This is a genomic window from Shewanella woodyi ATCC 51908, assembly GCF_000019525.1.
GTDB lineage: Bacteria > Pseudomonadota > Gammaproteobacteria > Enterobacterales > Shewanellaceae > Shewanella > Shewanella woodyi.
In genome coordinates this window covers 3,634,990-3,654,348 of the sequence record NC_010506.1, presented here as the reverse complement: position 1 = coordinate 3,654,348, position 19,359 = coordinate 3,634,990, and the positions used below count along the sequence as shown (strand labels likewise).

Below are 19,359 nucleotides of genomic sequence, written 5' to 3'. Positions count from 1 at the left end.
TGTTATCATTAATTAAGAACGATAAATTATGCCTAAAGCTCCAGCTACAGATGCCAGTTTAACGCTATGGTTAGATTACTTGCTTGCAATACACCCTATAGAGATTGATATGGGGTTAGCGCGCGTCTCGACGGTTGCCGATCGTCTTGGTTTGCGAGATTTAGGTGCGACAAAGGTTGTCACCGTTGCTGGGACTAATGGTAAAGGTACCACCTGCGCCATGCTTGAGCAGATTTTGATACAGGCAGGGTACACGCTTGGTGTATACAGCTCTCCTCATATTCTGAAATACAATGAACGCGTGCGGATCAATGGTGAGGATGCATCAGATAGTCGTCTAATTGAGGCTTTTGCAGCTATAAATGTTGCTAGAGAGGATATCTCTTTAAGTTTTTTTGAGTTTGCAACACTCACGGGCCTCTATCTTTTTAAAGCTGATAAGTTAGATATTATCTTGCTTGAAGTAGGCTTAGGCGGGAGGTTAGATGCAACAAATATTATCGATTCCGATATTGCGGTTGTCACCTCTATCGACCTTGATCATCAAGAGTACCTCGGGGATACGCGGGACTCAGTTGCGGCAGAGAAAGCGGGTGTCTTCAGGGGCGGTAAACCCGCGGTAGTCGGTGAGCCTGATGTTCCTGCCAGCTTATTCGAGGTGGTCAAGCGTAAAGGGGCTGAGCTCTACCGCGTAAATGAGCAGTTTAGCTATCATGTGAGTAAAAATAGTAGTGAAGTTTGGGATTTTAGTGGAGTTCGTCGCTCAATATCAGGGTTGCCTCTGCCTCAACTGCCACTGCCTAATGCTGCAACAGCACTTGCTGTCATTGAGTTAGGCTGGCCTGACATCTGTACTGAGATAATCAAAAAAGCCCTAGGGTCTGCTCGTTTAGAGGGACGGCTAGAGGTCGTTTCTCAGCAACCATTAGTGATATTAGATGTCGCGCATAACCCTCACGCTGCCCGCTATCTGGCTACACAGCTTAAACGTTTTAAATCTAAGCGTTTATTTGCGTTGTGTGGCATGTTAAAAGATAAAGACACGAGTGAGGTTATCAAGGTGCTGGAAGAGCAGGTCGACTACTGGGTCTTCACAGCACTGGAGACAGACAGAAGTGCGGATCCTAAACAGCTGCAGGCGGCATTAAGCGCTACAGGCTCCTCTTCACATTATGCTAGTCTGGGAGTTGCATGGAGTGAGCTTAGTGCTTTACTTACTCCTGATGATGCCGTTATCGTGTTTGGTTCTTTTTATACCGTGGCCGAATTTAAAGCCTTGTCACTAAACTGTTAAGCATTGAATGGATTTTTAGGGAGATACATTGTCTAGTCATTTTCAGAATCGTTTGGTCGGAGTTATTGTTCTTGTTGCATTGGGAGTGATTTTTTTACCCGATATTCTCGATGGTAAAAAGGAGCATCAGGCTGAGCAGTTTGCAGAGATCCCCTTGCGTCCGGAAGTGGAAGCACTTGAATTACCAGATCAAGAGTTTAAAACTGTCGACCTGAGTGAAAAAGAGCAGGCCTTTGAGCCTGCTGCCGACGAGTTAGATCAATTAGTGCAAGAGATTGAGGAAAAAGAGGCGTTGGCTCAACAGCCTTCAACTGAGGTGGCCAATAAAGCCGTGGTTGAGAGTAAACCCGTTGAAGTGGCCACGACTCAACCTAACAAGCCCGCGGCATCAGCTTATACTTTACAGCTGGGCAGTTTTAAAAATGCCTCTAACGTCAATGGACTTGTTAAGCAGTTGAGAGAAAAAGGCTTTACTGCTTATACTTTACCGGAAAAGCCAGTCGATGGTCAGTTAACAAAGGTGTTTGTTGGCCCTAATGTGTCAAAGGCCAAGCTGCAAGCCCAAAGTGCTGACATTAAAAAAATCACTAAGTTGTCAGGCCGTATCGTGAGCTACGTTCCAACCGCTTCTTAAGCGTAAAGCGCTTAACCAGAAAACTGTGGTCAGAGATTGAAACAATCTTTTGCATCATTAAGGTGAGAATGTTTTCAGTCTCTGGTAAAATCCCGCCGTCTTAACTCCTTTGCTGGATTACTTTTTCAATGGTTTGGATTGATTACGCCATTTTCGCTGTTATAGGAGTATCGACTCTTATCAGTTTGCTTCGAGGCTTTGCTAAAGAAGCCATGTCACTTGTGGTCTGGTTTGCAGCTTTTTTTGTTGCGAGTCAGTTTTATCAAGATCTCTCCGTTTATCTCACCCAGATGCAAGATGAAATGCTACGTAATGGCGTTGCTATTGCTATTCTTTTTATTGCGACATTAATTCTTGGCGCCTTGGTAAACTATCTTATTGGTCAATTGGTCGAGAAAACGGGCCTTTCTGGGACAGATAGAGTCCTAGGTCTATGTTTTGGCGCCTTAAGAGGCGCACTGATTGTCAGTGCTTTACTCTTTTTTATGGATGCGTTCACGGGCGCGCCCAATACGGATTGGTGGCAGAGTTCTAAACTTGTCCCTGAATTCGGTGTTGTTATCCAGTGGTTTTTTGATTACTTGGAAAACACTTCAAGCTTTGTACCTAAAATATAAAATGCAATAAGCATTACATGCCACTTCAAGTACCGATTTAATCGGCTTGGTGTGGCTAAAGATTATAATTATCAGAACATCTTACAATGAGGAAGCTTACCCATGTGTGGTATTGTCGGAATAGTTGGTCGAACTTCGGTTAATCAACCAATTTATGATGCATTAACTGTACTCCAGCATCGCGGTCAAGATGCTGCTGGTATCGTGACTGTAGATGGTAATGCGTTTAGATTGCGCAAAGCCAATGGTCTGGTAAAAGACGTGTTTGAAGCTAAACATATGCAGCGTCTACAGGGTAAAACGGGTATAGGGCATGTACGTTACCCTACGGCTGGAAGTTCGAGTGCATCGGAAGCTCAGCCTTTCTATGTTAACTCGCCATTTGGGATCTCGCTTGCCCATAACGGTAACTTGACCAATACAGTCGAATTGCACGAGCTTTTACTTAAGCGACGCCGTCATGTTAATACGACATCTGACTCAGAAGTTTTATTAAACTTGCTCGCCGATGAGTTACAGCAGTGCAAGAATGAGAGTTTAAGCTCTGAAGAGGTGTTTGATGCTGTTGCTAAAGTGCACTCATTGACACGTGGTGCATATGCGGTAACCGCTCTTATTATTGGTCAAGGGTTAGTGGCATTTCGTGATCCTTTCGGGATCCGTCCATTGGTGTTGGGTAAACAGGAGACTGAACTCGGCACTGAATATATGATTGCCTCAGAGAGTGTTGCGCTGGATGCTGTTGGTTTTGAGCTGATGCGTGATGTTGCACCTGGTGAAGCGGTATACATTACCCTTGATGGTGAGCTCTATACTCAACAGTGTGCACACACGCCAAGTTATGCTCCTTGCTTGTTTGAGTTTGTCTATTTTGCCCGTCCAGATTCCACTATCGATAAGGTTTCTGTCTATGGCAGCCGTGTTAACATGGGGGCTAAATTAGGTGAGAAGATTAAGCGAGAGTGGGAGGACCATGATATTGATGTGGTTATTCCTATTCCAGAAACCTCTTGTGATACAGCACTTGAGATTGCACGTCATCTGGAGCTTCCATACCGCCAAGGTTTTGTGAAAAATCGCTATATTGGCCGCACCTTTATTATGCCTGGTCAACAGGAGCGTAAGAAGTCAGTACGTCGTAAACTTAATGCTATTGGTGTTGAGTTTAAAGGCAAAAATGTACTGCTTGTGGATGATTCTGTGGTACGTGGTACAACATCTGAGCAGATTATTGAGATGGCTCGTGAAGCAGGCGCTAAGAAAGTGTATTTTGCTTCTGCAGCACCAGAAATCCGCTTCCCTAATGTTTATGGTATCGATATGCCAACGGCAAGTGAGCTGATAGCCCACGGTAGAGATGTTGATGAGATCAGTAAGATGATTGGCGCCGATGGGATGATCTTCCAAGATTTGGAAGATCTTGCAGAAGCCGTTCGTATGGAAAACCCTGAGATTAAACGTTTCGAAACTTCTGTTTTTGATGGTAACTATATTACTAACGATGTGGATCAGGCTTATCTGGACCATATTACAAAGTTACGTAATGATGATGCTAAAGCGAATCGAAGCAAAGATATCGGGACTAACCTTGAGCTGCATAATGTGTGTCACCCATAACTGGGTCAATATTGAGCTAAACTAACTGGCTTGATGTCACAGCATTAAGAAAACCGACCTTCACAGGTCGGTTTTTCATTTCTAGCTATTGGTTCCCGTTAACTTTTCAGTCAGCGCTTTAGCTTTATCAAAATCAAAGTTTTCAATGGCTTTCTCTATTGCGCCGTAATCGACTTGGTGACTAATTAGGGTTTGTTTGACTCTCTGTATCTCCTCTAGTGCTTGAGTGTCATAATTGTCTATCATAGTGAGCAGGGTATCTAATGGGAGTTGGTCATTAAGGGGCTCAACTTCATCTTGCTCTACCATTGCACCTTCCTGTTTTGATGGTTTAGCTTTTATATAGGCGCTAAGTGTTTGCAGGTGCTCGATAACCATGTCTATTTTTATCTCTTCTGGGTAAACATTATTATTGAGAGAGTCCTCCATCTCCTTCGCCATATCACAGAGAGTTAATGCTGCAAGGTTTGATGCGGCTCCTCGCAGGGAGTGGGCTGTACGAGTGGCAGTTTCGATGTCTTTAATGATAATGGCTTGTTTTAGATTGATCATGGCTTCTATCTGAGAGTTAATAAATCGCTCTAAAATTTCCCAATACTTTGTTTCATTACCGCCGATCCGAGAGATACCTAACACTGTATCGACACCTGGCATCTCCTCTATGATGAGTTCAGCTTCTTTAGTTGGCTCAGAAAGCTCTATATTCTCTACCTTAACTTCTACCTCAGTAGGTTGATCAGGAAGAGGCGAGGGGGGCAGCTCCTCATCTGCATCTAGGATATATTTTCTGAGTTTCTCTTTGAGAATTGTAAAGTCAATGGGCTTACCAATATGATCATTCATGCCCGCTTGTTTACAGTTTTGGACATCGCTTTCCATGGCATTGGCGGTCATCGCAACGATAGGAAGGTCATTGTATTTATCATTCTTACGGATATTTATTGTTGCGGTTATGCCATCCATTACTGGCATCTGCATATCCATCAATACCAGTTGAAACTCTTTTTCTTCTAATTTATCTAGTGCTTCCTGACCATTATTTGCGACTGTGATATCGACATTAAATGGCTCCATCATCCCCATTGCTACCTCTTGGTTTGTTTCGTTATCCTCAACCAGAAGTAGAGATTTACCTGTTAAATCTAACTCTATTTCATTTGAGTTAGAGTTTTTGCTGTTATCTTTTACCCCTAGACCCTCTATACCGTATGCACCCACAACTGAGTCAAAAAGGATAGAGGGATTGACTGGCTTGATGATAATGCCATCGAGCAGATGTTCAATATCCTCTGTCATCCCAACTTCACGGCCATAGGCGGTGACTAAAATTATCTTTGGTTGTTTGATTAAGTTCAGCGCTTTTATTTTCTTAATCGCTTCTATCCCATTAATCCCTGGCATGTTCCAATCCATAAATATCAGTTCATAAGGATTAATATTTTCGGACTCTATTGCTGAAATTGCTTCTTGACCATTGCTCACGGCCGATGGAGAGAACTTCATCATGGTTAATAGATTAACAAGTATCTCTCTTGCGACATCATTATCGTCCACAATCAGAACAGGTTTACCTATTAGGTTTTCAATAGGCATGAAGTTGTTCTTCATTTTTGCATCTTGTAATCCACAATTTAAGGTGAAGGAGAAAGTTGAACCTTGTCCTTCATCGCTGGTAACCCAGATTTTGCCTCCCATAATCTCTACTAAGCGTTTTGAGATGGTCAGTCCCAATCCTGTGCCGCCATATTTACGCGTAATCGAGGCATCTGCCTGAGAGAAGGACTTAAAGAGCTTGTCTTGCTGCTCCTGTGATAAGCCTATGCCTGAATCACGTACATTGAATTGAAGATTCAGTCCATCTTCACTCTTGTTAAGCAGTTTTACTCCGACAACCACTTCTCCAGAGTCGGTAAATTTAATGGCATTACCACATAGGTTGATCAATACCTGACCGATACGTAGAGGATCACCCACTAAAGCGAGGGGAATATGGGGGTCTATATCAAATAGAAATTCTAACCCTTTCTCTTCGGCCTTGACTGCGATGATATTAGTCAAATTATCAAGTACTTCATCTAACCTGAAGTCAACGTCCTCTGTGACTAACTTGCCAGCCTCCATTTTAGAGAAGTCTAAAATATCATTGATGATCCCAAGTAGGGATTTAGCTGCCATATCTATTTTACTGACATAGCCTCTCTGTTTGGGATTAAGGTCAGCATTTAGGGCTAGGTGGGACATACCGATAATGGCATTCATTGGGGTTCGGATCTCGTGACTCATATTGGCAAGGAAGTCGCCTTTAGCTTTACTAACTTCATCGGCTGCTTCTTTTGCTTTTCTCAGCTCAACTTCCATCTGTTTACGCTCGGTGACATCCAAGAGTAGACCTACCACGCCATTTGGATCCCCTTTGGTGGAGAAGAAGGTGGCTTCATAAACCATAACATCTCTTTGAATACCATCAGCATTCACTAGGCGTGCTTCGTAATCTAATGAGCCAATATTTTCGAGGAGCTTAGCCTCAGAATCCTCAAACTGTTGAGCTGTTTCAGCTTCAAAGATATCTTTGGGAGTCGAGCCGATAATATCTGCTTCAAATAGGCCAAAGAATGAGGTAAAGCTTTCATTAACACCAATATATTCACTATCAACATTACGGTAATACATAGGGTTAGGAATAGCATCTAAGATCTGACGGTTTAGCTCTAGCTGTTCGACGACCTTTAGCTCAGTTTTCTTTTGCAACTCAAGGTTTCGAGTTAGCTGTACCCCGATAGCTAAATCATCAATGACATCTTTTACCCAATGTTCAACCGTGTCATCGAGTGGTGTTAGAGTGCCTATCTCTAATAAGCCTACTGGAGACTGATTAACGACAAGGGGAAAGTAGTGCATTTCAGCTAGAGATAAACTGCTGCCATTTAGACTAATAGAATACTTGTCCTTAAGGTTCTTAAAGCGGCGATATTTTTGGCCGTACAGGATACTTTTATGGGTTGAGTCATTATGTGTGTATGACAAGGGAGCATCGGCGCTATAGCCAATTCCAGCAACTCGTTCTAACGTATTATCGTCTAATACGTATATACCGATTAAAGGCAGGTTTAGTTTGGAGATTAAGAACTGGTTTACCTCCTTACCTAAAGATTCTGTATTCTCCTTTCCTCTGAGAACGACACTAAAGTCTTTTAGAAGGGAGTTACGTTGTAGCTGTCCTGCAACATTTCTAAGGACATGATTTAAGGCTTTGTTAAACTCGCCCATCTCTCCTTTAGTTTTTTCATCAAGCACAAAGTTAAAGTTATTGTCTGCAACGTGGCTTATTACTGTTTTTTGCATATTTTTGAGAGGGTGGATATAAAGGCGCCACTGCAATACAAAGAAACAGAGGATGCTGCTCACAAATATTATTAAACTCAGGATCTGCATGGAGAAGATAACAGAACCTTTATTTATCGTGTGTGTCAGCTCCTCTTGGGCTCGCTCGTTCAATGCTCGGCTAGCAAGGCCTATGGTTGTCATGACTTTAGAGCTATCGCTAAGATATTGAACGCCTAAAAGCTGTGTCATCACATAGGAGCTGGCATTTGGGTTATCGATTAAACGTTTAAGGGCTCGGCGCTCATCAGCAGCTAACTCATTGGCTTTTTGCAGTGCAAGACTAAGCTGAGTTAATTCGTAGTCACGTGTGCCCATTTTGCTCATTTTGTCTATGATGGGAAAGCTATCATTAGAAGCAATATTTTCTAATTCAATGAGTTCAAACTCAGGGTCTAATATTTTTTCCCAGTAGGTCAGAGAGGTGCCTTCTGGAAGGGTTGCGGTGCCATTACGTGTCGCCATAATCTGTTCAAAAAGCGAGTACCATCGGTCATTTCCAGTTAACACATAAAGCTTAGCGAATTTTGTTTGTTGATCTGTGCTTAACCTTAGCTTATGGATCAACTCATTAGTCGTACTTAAACGATTGTAGCTATCGATGAGCTGTTGCTTGCTGCTTTGGTTATAAATTGAGAGCGTGATGCAGATGACCAAGCTTACCAACATAAGTAAAAGTAAGGCCTTAGATGTGTAGCTTAGATGGGCTTTCGTCAAAGGCATCTGCTTGTTCTCCTGTTTACTATTTTTATCTACCTAGCCAATTAAAATAGGTGATTTTTTGTGTTTGCTTTATAGCTTAGTTCTAGCAATATTATTTGGGCAACTCTTGCCATGTTTCTTTTCAATAATCGAATTACACACTCTTTTCTTCATGTTTAAAGTGAGTGATGAATACGAAAAGACGAACACTTTTTTTCGGTACAATATTTATTTTAGACCTATAATTTAAATAGGCTTATTTAATTGTCTTGTGGAACTGAAATGGAATCGAGCAGGGATACTTTTGTAAAAGATAAAAAAACGGTCTTAATTGTCGATGATACGCCAGATAACCTTAGTCTTCTTCATGAACTACTAAAGGATAACTATCATGTCAAAGCTGCCGTTAATGGTGTGATAGCACTAAACATCATTAATAAAGGAGGCATAGACATTATTCTTCTGGATGTGATGATGCCTGAGATGGATGGCTATGAAGTTTGTCGCAGAGTGAAGGCTGATGATGAAATCTGTGACATTCCTATTATTTTTCTTACAGCGAAAACGAGCATTGATGATGAGACCATGGGTTTTGATCTTGGTGCTGCTGATTATCTAAGTAAACCTATCAGTCCTCCTCTGTTATTAGCGCGGGTAAAGACTCACCTAGAGATAAAAGCTTCAAAAGATTATTTAAAAAATCAAAACATCTTGTTAGAGAATGAAGTGAAGCGTCGAACTCAGGAGGTGGTGAATATTCAAAATGTGACAATTACTGCCATGGCAAATTTGGCGGAGACCCGAGATCCTGAGACAGGGTTTCATATTAAGCGAACTCAGATCTATATGAAGTTACTTGCGACTCAGCTTAGTCATAAAGAGCACTATCGTGAGATGTTAACTCCCGCTTATATTGAACAGCTTTTTACCTCAGCGCCTCTACATGACATTGGAAAAGTGGGGATATCGGACAGTATCTTATTAAAGCCAGGTAAGCTGACTAAAGAGGAGTTTGATACGATGAAAACCCATGCTTATTTAGGGTTTAAATCGTTAGATACAGCAGAGAAACACATGGATCAATCTGATACGTTCTTGCATATCGCCAAGGATATCGCTCACTATCACCATGAAAAATGGGATGGTTCAGGTTATCCAGATGGTTTAGTTGGAGAGGCTATTCCCTTGAGTGCCCGTATGATGGCGATAGCCGATGTGTACGACGCACTTATTAGTAAGCGGGTGTATAAAGATGCGATGACCCATGAAACCGCATTAGATATTATTAAGGAGGGGAAGGGCAACCATTTTGATCCTGAATTAATTGAGGCTTTCCTCGAAGTTGAAGATGATTTTTATGAGGTTGCATCTAAATACAGAGATGAAAATTAAACAGGGCATAAGTTGGGCTCTATTTTGACTTAGTTCGATGAACAGTATTCTTTCGTTTATCTGTTTTTACTCTAAATTTGCTAATGACAGGATCAGTAATATTTATAGTAACATTAACTTAGAGCCGATCACTTCGATTAGCTGGTTCTTTATTTTAAATCCCCGATACATGGCTAATTGACATGTACACACCACACCAGCATCCAGATAGCGAACAGAAAAGTCACCGCATTGCGGTTAAGCCTATGTTTCATACTTAAGCCGATTAAAGTACTGATACAGGTTAATGCTATCTGCATGGTCAGCAATAACATTAACTCAAAAATTTTGTTGTCGGTTACAAAAGGTAAAATAAGCAGGGCAATGGCAGTAACAAGCAGAAAATGATAGAGAAGTAGGTTATTCAGACTACTACCAGAGGCGGGAGTGGTTGCAATCATCAGGTGTCCTTTCGTTAGTCAGAGAATATCTTGAACTCGATTATTGTTTAAATGAGAATTATTCTCAATTGAATTTACATTAAATTCTTTCATCATTGCAGCTAGATAGACTTTAAGCTAAAGTTACTGGTAATTTATACAGTGTTCGGTATTTTATTTATGATCCTCTATATCGCAGAGAAACCCTCCCTTGGTCGGGCGATTGCCGACGTGTTGCCTAAACCCCATAAAAAAGGTGACGGGCACATTATTGCTGGCAATGGAGATTGTGTTTCTTGGTGTATTGGCCACCTTCTTGAGCAAGCCGAGCCTGATGCCTATGACCCTGAGTTCAAATCGTGGAAGTTTGAACACCTGCCAATTGTTCCAGATAGCTGGAAAATGAAAGCTAAGCCGAAAACTCGCTCACAACTAACTATTTTAAAAGGATTAATTAAGCAGGCCTCACAACTTGTTAATGCCGGAGATCCTGATAGAGAGGGACAACTTCTGGTCGATGAGGTGATCGCTCATTTTGGCGTTAAAGGGGATAAATTACATCAAACAAAACGTTTGTTGATAAGCGATCTTAACCCACAAGCGGTAAAGCGAGCCTTAGGACAGATGCGCAGTAATCGTGAGTTCATTCCTCTATCCACCTCTGCTTTAGCCCGCTCACGGGCTGATTGGTTATACGGGCTAAATATGACTCGGGCATATACGATTCAGGGACGCAAAGTTGGTTATCAAGGTGTACTGTCAGTGGGCCGTGTACAGACCCCATTACTTGGCTTAGTGGTTCGCCGAGATGAGGAGATCGCTAATTTTGTCTCTAAACCATTCTTTGAGGTGTTAGCCAATCTTAGTACTGAGCATAATGAACATTTTAAAGCGAAATGGCAGCCCAGCGAAGCATGCCAAGCCTATATGGACGAAGAGGGGAGAGTGCTTTCAAAAGGCTTAGCGCAAAATGTCGTTGGCAGGATCACTGAGCAGCCAGCTTGTGTGGTGGGTCTAGACAGTAAAGACAAGAAACAGAATCAGCCACTTCCTTATAATCTTTCATCCTTGCAGATAGATGCCGCTAAGCGTTTTGGCATGAGTGCTAAGGAGGTATTAGATACTTGTCAGGCACTCTATGAGAAATATAAACTGATCACCTATCCCAGATCCGATAGTCGTTATCTACCTATTGAGCAGTTCTCGATGGCACCTTCAGTGATTAAAGCTGTGCTGAGTGGCGCAAGCGAGTTAGTGATAGGGCCTGAACAGCCTGATTCTAAAATTAAGTCCAAGGCGTGGAACGATAAGAAAGTTGATGCCCATCACGCCATTATTCCCACAGAGAAAACGGCAAATTTAGCTGGATTAACGCCAAGAGAGAGGCAGATATATCTGCAGCTTGCTCGCCAGTATCTAGCGCAGTTTTACAGCCCCTACCAATACCATGAAACCTTGGTTGAGGTGGAGATTGCGGGAGGTAAGTTCAAAACCAAGGCTAAGCAAGATAAATCCCTAGGATGGAAACAGCTTTTCGCTAAAAAGGGGGAAAAACTGGAGGAGAAGGGGAGCGCTGTTGGCGACAGTAGTGATGATGACTTAGACGCTTTACAAAAGTTACCTCAGCTTAAAAAAGGTCAAGCTCTTCACTCGGGTCAAGGTGAGCTCATTGAGAAGCAGACTCAAGCTCCCAAGCATTTTACCGATGCGACTTTACTTGGTGCTATGACAGGGATAAATCGCTATGTTACCGACCCTGAGATCCGCAAGATTTTAAAAGACACCGACGGTCTAGGTACCGAGGCTACACGGGCGGGAATTATTGAGTTGCTGTTTAAGCGAAATTACCTAAGCAGAAGTGGTAAATCCATTGTTGCAACCGACGTCGGAAAGGGGCTGATTAATAGCCTGCCAATGAGTGCAACTACGCCAGATATGACTGCACTTTGGGAAAGTAACTTAGATGCTATTAGTCGTAAGGAAGCCAAGTACATCAACTTTATGTCACCACTGGTGGATTCACTTGCCCAACTTATCACCCAGGCTGGTGCGCAACTGCCTACCTCGTTACAAGGTATTAAGGCCCCTAAATCAAACTTTAAAAAAAGGGCATACAGTAGAAAGAAAACAACCAAGAGTGCTGCTAAACCCAGTGGCAGAAGAGCGACAAAGGTCAGCTAGGTTCTTACTTTGTCTCATTTCTGTCGGCTTATTCTTTGGTTGCTAGATTTTAATCATTGGCCTTTAGTTGCTCCAGAATTTTGTTTTTAATGGTTTGGTGACGACGTGCTAGCTGTCGGTTTCGTTTATGCACCAAAAATAGTGATTCATTTACAGCTTGTTTAGGGGGGGAAATATAGAGCTTATCACGGTAGCTAGAGTTCGAAAGCACACTTTGAGGGAGTACAGTACAGCCTATGCCTAGTGAGATCGGCAGCAAAATTTGGTTGAGTTGATTAACATAGCTGACGGTTTTTATTTCATCGATGTTGAGTTTTGAGAGTTCAGAGTTGCCACACAGGTCGAAATAGAGTGATAGATAATGTTCAGCATCTGGGTGTTTAACTAAACCGCACTCTTGCAGTGAGGCCGCAGTCAACACCTTATCTTTATAGCGTAAAGGTAAAATTAAACAAAGAGGCTCTGTGCCTATTCTCTCCACATGAAATCCATTCGCACTGGGAGCTTGAGTGACCAGACCAATATCGACTTTACCATTTTGAATATCGTTAAGTATCTTATCGTTAGGAGCTGCTTCAAGGTGCGTTACTAACTCAGGATAGTTAATTTGCAGAGTGAGTAATGCAGGGTAAAGCTGAAGCGCTAATGCTCCTGAGCATGACAGTTTGCAAGTGCCTGCATATGGGTCATCAAAATGCAGGCTATCGAGAAGCTTGGCTTGAGTCAAAGCGACTTGAACAGCGTAGTCATAGACTCGTTGCCCCTGCTCTGTGATCTCAAAACTTTTCTTTTCACGTTTGATCAGCGAGTGTCCACAAGCTTGCTCGAGTTTCTTGATATGTTGACTCACTCCTGGCTGAGTCATGTATAGCTTTTCAGCTGTATGAGTAAAGTGCCCCACCTCAATTAAGGTTTTGAAAGTATGCAGCCAGTTTAAGTTCAACATAGGTAGTTAAATAGAAAGTTGATAACTGATGGTTATTATAATGAGAATAATTGATAATTTCTAATTCTTATCTATTGTGGGTACTTTATATCTCAACCAAAGCGTTTTTAGTCCAATGTGATTGAGAGGTAAGTATGTCAATGAATTCCCAAACCCCCGTATTTGAAACACAACCACAAACCGCCTATCCAAGGTCGTTTTCTCATATCGGGATCTCTGTGCCGGATTTAGAAGCGGCAGTGAAGTTTTATACAGAGGTACTAGGTTGGTACGTGATTATGGCGCCCTCTGAGGTGATAGAGGATAACAGTGCCATCGGAGAGATGTGTACCGATGTCTTTGGTGCAGGTTGGGAGCGTTTTCGCATTGCTCATCTTTCGACTGGTGACAGAATAGGTGTGGAGTTATTTGAGTTTAAAAATCAACAAAACCCTGAGGATAACTTTGAATATTGGAAGACTGGAATTTTTCACTTCTGTGTACAGGACCCTAATGTAGAAGCGCTAGCGGAAAAGATAGTCGCGGCTGGTGGGAAAAAGCGCATGAAAGCGCCACGTTATTACTATCCTGGTGAAAAGCCCTACCGTATGATCTATATGGAAGATCCTTTCGGCAATATACTTGAAATTTACAGCCACAGTTATGAACTGCACTACAGTAGCGGAGCTTATTCAGGTTAATGGATTTGGTGGTTAGTGAAGGCTATTAATCTGTATTCTTGCTCTGAACTTGTTTATCTTCATCAAATTTTTGAGTTAAACCTTGATATTTTCAGTGATGTAGAACTCAAAAACTCACTGATTATTCATTAAGTTGCGCAGGCTAACATTCCCATGTTTATCGGTCGTGATAATCTGCGACAAGGCGTTATGACAGCTTATATAAAAATAGAGATGAGCTTAAATATCAGTCAATTAAGCATCAGTATGATGGAAAGATAAAGGGTGAAATTTGGATGAAAAAAATATTCTTAGCAGGTCTAGTCAGTTGTGTATTTGCAGGTTCAGCAATGGCTGAGACGTTAGAAACTGATGACGCTATTGGAATGGCAAGTTTAATGATGTGCAGTACATTTTACAGTGAAAATGAGATGGTGGTTGAGGGAACTATAGTCAATCGATCTATGTCAGCACATAGAGAAGCTGGTATCGATGAGATGATTATGACTCCAGAAACATCGGCGAATTTAGATCTGTATGTTGCTCAGTTCCAAGCCGCAGATAAAGAGCAGAGTATGAAGTTGTGTGATGCAGCGCTGAAATATGCTCGCGAGAGTCACTTTATAAAATAGTGAAAAAAGCCTTCGAATGAAGGCTTTTGTGTTTCTTCTTATGGATCTTTGGTCAAGTTTTTACTTCTTAACCGGCTTCACATAGGGAAACTGAGCTGGGTGACGATTAAAGGTATTAGCATTGTCGGTAACCTTTCTACCGACAAAGATACTGAGTGCTGCATCCATTGCATCATCACTGGGTTTACGACCATTGATTTTCTCGAATGTGTAAGCCGCTTCTGTTCCCACACTGTATGGGATCATATCGGGGAGCAGTTTTGCTGCAACAGAGTCAGCGTAGGCAACCGGGTTTGGCAGCTTATTATCGAGCGTCACTGCGCGTAACACTGTGCCAGAAACTGCATACGCCCGAGTTGAGTCTGAGTCTGGGCGATGCTGAGTGTGCTCAGCTATCTCCATCTTATTATTGACCATAAACATATGTGTCATTAGAGGGTGAGCGAGTCTGTTTACCTGTACCCACTGATCCACATTGTACATAGCTGTACTGGCATAAACATAGATCTGCTTAGGCAGCATCTTATTGGGGATCTCAACAAGAATGACGCTGCTCTGAAAATCTTTAAACAGATCGACGCCTTTATCAAAAGAAGACAGTGCCAGTTGGCCTTTACCAAGGAGCTGAGTCATAAAGCCAATAATACCTTCAGAGTTACCGACAAAGGTGTCATGTGCAGCGCCAGACCAGACCCGTATGCCGTTGCTAAACGTCGCTTCTTTACCTACGCTCACACTACCAAACTCTTTGCCTTTGGTTCCCACCGCTTGATTAGCACCATCGGCCATGCCGAAAACTAGCTTGCCTTTATCCAGATAGGCTGTAACTGTCATTCCAGATTTTTTAAATGCCTTATCACTGGCGATATGAAAGTTATATACGCCATTTTCACCAAAAGCGGCACTGCCGTCTTTACCGGTTGTTGGGTTGATGTTCATCATAAAGGCGGTATAACCACTCTTTTCGGATTCAAAGACAAACATATCAGTCAAATCAAATTGCGGATATTTGATTGATAGTTCGCTTTCGAAATGGTGGCTAGCAAAGGCGGGTGTCATCTGAAAGACTATGCCAGTCAGTAAAACTAATGTACTGGTTATTAATCCTATTTTTAATCTGTTGATATAAGTGGACATGTCATATTCCTTATTGAGTTGTGAAAATTATCTCCCTTACATGCTACTGAACAGCGAAATCAATAACTGGCTATCAGGGTTATATTAAACACATTTGTCTGCTCTTGTTTATCTATTTCCGTAGTCTGTGCTGCCGCTTTGTGTTGGGCAGACCTTTAAGTTGTGATGCTGGCTGGCGCAAAGCATATTTTGTGTGGCTAATTCAAGATGAGTCCTTTATGGTGTAAGCAATAATAAAGTACATTATTTGGGATATTTTTCGGACTATCCATGATGCATTGGGTATCTTTTATGTCAGATCGTACATTCTGTATCTCATATTGAGGGGCGTATTAACATGAACATGGCTAATCGTGATCTCGAACTTAATGGTGCGAGAGATCTCACCCTTGAAGATAAGCCGTATCTGGATGTACTTTCCGATGTACTGCGTATGATACGGTTATACGCAAGCAGTTATTATTGCGCCGAGTTCTCCTCTCCTTGGGGGATCGATGAGCCTCAGGCCGAATGCGGTACCTTTCATGTGGTGATCCGTGGTAGTGCTTGGTTGATGACTGAGGAACTAACCAGCCCTGTTTTTTTGTCGACCGGTGATATTATTGCGTTTCCCACAGGCTCCCCCCATCAAATTAGTGAGCAGCCTGGTAGCCAGCTCATGTCGGGAGGCGAAGTGCTAGAGAAGATAAGGTCGAACAGCAGTCCATTTTCTGATGGACAGAGTGTAGTGACACTCTTGTGCGGCTACTTTCAGTATCAAACCGATATCAGTTTGCCTCTATTGCGTGATATGCCGTCTATGTTACATATCAAAACGGAGGAGGAGCCTGAACTTGCTTGGCTCAATCACCTAATCAAAACCCTTGCCTACGAATCTCGCTCACTCCAGCCTGGTAATGCCGTGGTCGTTGATCGCCTCACAGAAGTATTGGTGATCCAGCTACTGCGTTGGCATATGAGGCATCAGCGAAATACACCTGGTTACTTCCAGGCCTTAGGCGATGACAAGCTCAGTCGTGCATTGATCCTGATCCATCAAGAGCCAAGTAAAGCTTGGACGGTAGAGTCCTTAGGCCGTGCAGTCTCTATGTCGCGCACCTCATTTGCTAATCGCTTTCAATCTATCGTTGGCATGACACCACTGGCTTATCTGAGTCAGTGGCGCATGCATATTGCCTATGGACTGCTTGTTGAGGGGGAACTCTCTATGCTTAGTATTGCCGAACAGGTGGGCTATAAATCTGAAGCGTCATTTGGAAAAGCCTTTAAGAAAATCGTGGGCATAAGCCCAGGTAAAGTCGCTAAGGGAGAAACACAGCCTGAGTCCTAGTGCATACTCAACTGCGAGAGGATCTGTTACACTCATTTGTGTACTTTTAACTTAAGATCAATTTGTTATGCTGCGCCCACCACTACGCCAAGCCAAAACTATCGATAATGTTTTTAATAGTGCTTATTGGCATCTTAGTCAGCAAGATTTCACCATCAATGAGATCCGCATCAAGCTTGAACGTAAAACAGACAATCAAGAGTGGATTGAGACTGTACTCGCTAAGCTAATCGAAAGTGGTTACCTGAAAAGTAACTTTGATTTTGCCCTGCGCTACTGTGAGCTTTCCTTTAGTCATGAACTCGGGGTAGGGGCCATAAGGCGTAAGTTAACACTGCGCGGTATTCCGGCAAATGAGGTCGATGCCGCGATAGAGCAAGTGATGGACGAGCAAAATATTGATGGGTTTGAGATGGCTACATCTCGGCTTTTAAGCCGCTTTGATAACTTTCACGGCACCAACAAGGAGAAAGTTTATACGCAGATGACCTCGAAAGGCTTCTCTCGAGTCGAGATAGACCACGCATTATCTCAGCACCCACAGCGTGAAACTTTGCGCAGTAAATTAGCCATAAAGGCCGATAAAGCTGATCTGGCTGCAGAGATCATCAAACTCGCCAATAAAGGTAAAGGTGAAACACTGATACTGCAGGAGCTAAAGCAGCGACTGATCGATGTGAGTGATTTTGAAGAGACTCTGTATCAATTAACGCTAGCGGGGGACGTGGATCTCTATCAGAGCTGCAAAGATGAGCTGGCTAAAAAACGCTATGATCTGTCGGACTATAAAGAGAAATCCAAAGCTTATGCTTACCTTTCCCGTAAAGGTTTTGCCAGTGATGAGATTAAAGAGGCGATGAAACTAGATGATGAGTAGTTGGCTTCTCAACATTCAGACTGATGATAGCTTCTGCTTTATTGAGTATTAAGAATTTTATGGCTGAGAGAATTAAATCAATATCTTTTCATTTACTGTTCATTTTCGCTGTCATTATTGCTGTTTTTTCAATGTCTTTTATTAATGCAGGAACAAACGCTCACGATGGCTACACTTTTGGTAAATATTCAGGGATTATACTCATGGTGACAGTGTCACCTTTGGCGTTTTTGATGTTCTATATCGCCAGCTTAGTCGGATGTAAATCATCGATATTGACCATGAGATCTGCTTACTTAATTATTTCACTGTCAGTGTTTACTATCTCAATAACACGAATGATGTATTACCTTGTGTTTTCGTCTTATGTTCACCAAAATTTTGGTGTTCCTCCTGCGCCTTGGCAAAATCTGGTTGCGATATCTATTTCTCTGCTGTTCTATATATTATTTTATAGAAGCAAAATCATTGACGGGTAAGGTATTTTAAATCAGTTTCTTATCTATTTTTGTTTGGTTTTTAACTAGATTTTAAAAAGCTGTATATGAATATAAGGAGCACTTCGTCGCGGTTTGATACCCGTGAAGAGAGGCTCCATACTCATAGTGTTGTTGGTATAAGTTGTTGAATAACTTTTTGCAGATTTAGTACTTATTTAGCCAGCATTACTGTAGCTCTTTTAACAAGGTTTCAGCTGCGAGTTTGCCTAATGCATCAGAGGCTAAAGGGCTTGCACCAGTGATCAACTTTCTATCCAAACAGACAGTATTGTCCGATTTTTTATTGACAATATTAACACCTAAACTCTGTATTTTTTCACTTAATCCCCAAGTCATTTGCCCTGGTAAATAACCCACCTTAGGCGTCATCTTATCGACAGAGTCAGGGAATACAGCCATCTTATACCCTTGGTAAAGGAAGCGTTGACCATCAAGTGTGGTCGCTAATAAAGAGGCAGGCCCATGGCAGAGAGTGACAGTAAAAAGATCATTTTCATGGGCCCAGTTTAAGACTTTTCCAACATTAATATCTTCAGGAATTCCTAACATCGCACCATGTCCACCAGGAACAAATACAGCGGCATAAGAAGCCGTTACCGTTTTTATTGAAGGCGTATCAATCACATTCTTTACTACCTCATCCAAGCTTTTAGGTTGCTCAAAATTTGATTTGTACTTGTTATAAAAAGCTTTTACGTGCTCATCTTTTTCTGGGAATGCCCACATCTCAAAAACAACTGGCTTGCCCGTTGGCGTTACTATTTCAAATTCAAAACCAGCATTCTTAAGATGTAGCATTGGCACTAACGCTTCTACAGGATGGTTTCCAGTCGAGAATAATTTACCATTGTGCATGGTCATATTTTTCTGTTCGGTAAAGATCGCTAATATTTTTGTTTTACTACCCTGATACTTTGAATAGGTGACATTTTCAAAATCCGTTTTATCAGAGGTTGCTAATTTTAAAGCAAGTTTAGAGGGGGAATAAGACCCGTCTAACTCTAATGTGGGGGCAATGCCAAATAGCTTTTTTAACATATT

16 protein-coding genes are annotated in these 19,359 nt (G+C 42.1%); 11 read left to right on the top strand and 5 right to left on the bottom strand.

All coding sequences use genetic code 11. From position 1 onward, the window contains the following. Positions 1-28 precede the first annotated feature (28 nt). From folC to purF, 4 genes are all read left to right on the top strand, one after another. Complete coding sequence (gene folC, locus SWOO_RS15390; protein WP_012325590.1) at positions 29-1,294, top strand: bifunctional tetrahydrofolate synthase/dihydrofolate synthase; 1,266 nt, start codon at positions 29-31, stop codon at positions 1,292-1,294. 28 nt (positions 1,295-1,322) lie between these two features. Further along, positions 1,323-1,928, top strand: a complete 606-nt coding sequence (locus tag SWOO_RS15385; protein WP_012325589.1) for an SPOR domain-containing protein — start codon at positions 1,323-1,325, stop codon at positions 1,926-1,928. A 128-nt stretch (positions 1,929-2,056) separates the two neighbouring features. Further along, entirely contained in the window at positions 2,057-2,545 is a 489-nt protein-coding gene (locus tag SWOO_RS15380) for a CvpA family protein (RefSeq protein ID WP_012325588.1), read from the top strand. Positions 2,546-2,647: 102 nt separating this feature from the next. Next, on the top strand, positions 2,648-4,162 hold the full coding sequence (purF, locus tag SWOO_RS15375; protein WP_012325587.1) for an amidophosphoribosyltransferase: 1,515 nt from the start codon (positions 2,648-2,650) through the stop codon (positions 4,160-4,162). An 81-nt stretch (positions 4,163-4,243) separates the two neighbouring features. Here purF and SWOO_RS15370 read toward each other — a convergent pair whose 3' ends face one another. Continuing rightward, a complete protein-coding gene (locus SWOO_RS15370; RefSeq protein WP_012325586.1) occupies positions 4,244-8,266 on the bottom strand; it encodes a hybrid sensor histidine kinase/response regulator in 4,023 nt (1,340 codons plus the stop codon). A gap of 261 nt (positions 8,267-8,527) precedes the next feature. Between SWOO_RS15370 and SWOO_RS15365 the strand changes: the two genes are divergently transcribed. Then, positions 8,528-9,637, top strand: coding sequence for an HD-GYP domain-containing protein (locus tag SWOO_RS15365; RefSeq protein WP_012325585.1), 1,110 nt, complete (start codon positions 8,528-8,530; stop codon positions 9,635-9,637). A 173-nt stretch (positions 9,638-9,810) separates the two neighbouring features. Here the strand turns inward: SWOO_RS15365 and SWOO_RS15360 are convergent, their stop codons facing one another. After that, entirely contained in the window at positions 9,811-10,077 is a 267-nt protein-coding gene (locus SWOO_RS15360) for a hypothetical protein (RefSeq protein WP_012325584.1), read from the bottom strand. A 159-nt stretch (positions 10,078-10,236) separates the two neighbouring features. Between SWOO_RS15360 and SWOO_RS15355 the strand changes: the two genes are divergently transcribed. Then, positions 10,237-12,237: a DNA topoisomerase III gene (locus SWOO_RS15355; protein ID WP_012325583.1), complete on the top strand. Its 2,001-nt coding sequence runs from the start codon at positions 10,237-10,239 to the stop codon at positions 12,235-12,237. Between the two features lie 49 nt (positions 12,238-12,286). On the opposite strand, the gene SWOO_RS15350 is transcribed toward SWOO_RS15355, so the two are convergent. Further along, positions 12,287-13,183, bottom strand: coding sequence for a LysR family transcriptional regulator (locus SWOO_RS15350; protein WP_012325582.1), 897 nt, complete (start codon positions 13,181-13,183; stop codon positions 12,287-12,289). Positions 13,184-13,317: 134 nt separating this feature from the next. Between SWOO_RS15350 and SWOO_RS15345 the strand changes: the two genes are divergently transcribed. Both SWOO_RS15345 and SWOO_RS15340 read left to right on the top strand, forming a co-directional pair. Further along, positions 13,318-13,863, top strand: a complete 546-nt coding sequence (locus SWOO_RS15345) for a lactoylglutathione lyase family protein (protein ID WP_012325581.1) — start codon at positions 13,318-13,320, stop codon at positions 13,861-13,863. A 275-nt stretch (positions 13,864-14,138) separates the two neighbouring features. Then, positions 14,139-14,474, top strand: coding sequence for a hypothetical protein (locus tag SWOO_RS15340; RefSeq protein ID WP_012325580.1), 336 nt, complete (start codon positions 14,139-14,141; stop codon positions 14,472-14,474). A 60-nt stretch (positions 14,475-14,534) separates the two neighbouring features. On the opposite strand, the gene SWOO_RS15335 is transcribed toward SWOO_RS15340, so the two are convergent. Next, positions 14,535-15,611, bottom strand: a complete 1,077-nt coding sequence (locus SWOO_RS15335; RefSeq protein WP_012325579.1) for a DUF4331 family protein — start codon at positions 15,609-15,611, stop codon at positions 14,535-14,537. 337 nt (positions 15,612-15,948) lie between these two features. Between SWOO_RS15335 and SWOO_RS15330 the strand changes: the two genes are divergently transcribed. The 3 genes from SWOO_RS15330 (at position 15,949) to SWOO_RS15320 (ending at position 18,297) form a co-directional block, all read left to right on the top strand. Next, a complete protein-coding gene (locus tag SWOO_RS15330) occupies positions 15,949-16,941 on the top strand; it encodes an AraC family transcriptional regulator (RefSeq protein WP_012325578.1) in 993 nt (330 codons plus the stop codon). A gap of 67 nt (positions 16,942-17,008) precedes the next feature. Further along, entirely contained in the window at positions 17,009-17,818 is an 810-nt protein-coding gene (locus SWOO_RS15325; protein WP_012325577.1) for a RecX family transcriptional regulator, read from the top strand. Positions 17,819-17,877: 59 nt separating this feature from the next. Continuing rightward, positions 17,878-18,297, top strand: coding sequence for a hypothetical protein (locus SWOO_RS15320; protein WP_041417691.1), 420 nt, complete (start codon positions 17,878-17,880; stop codon positions 18,295-18,297). 186 nt (positions 18,298-18,483) lie between these two features. Here SWOO_RS15320 and hchA read toward each other — a convergent pair whose 3' ends face one another. Next, entirely contained in the window at positions 18,484-19,356 is an 873-nt protein-coding gene (gene hchA, locus SWOO_RS15315; protein WP_012325575.1) for a glyoxalase III HchA, read from the bottom strand. Between the last annotated feature and the right edge of the window lie 3 nt (positions 19,357-19,359).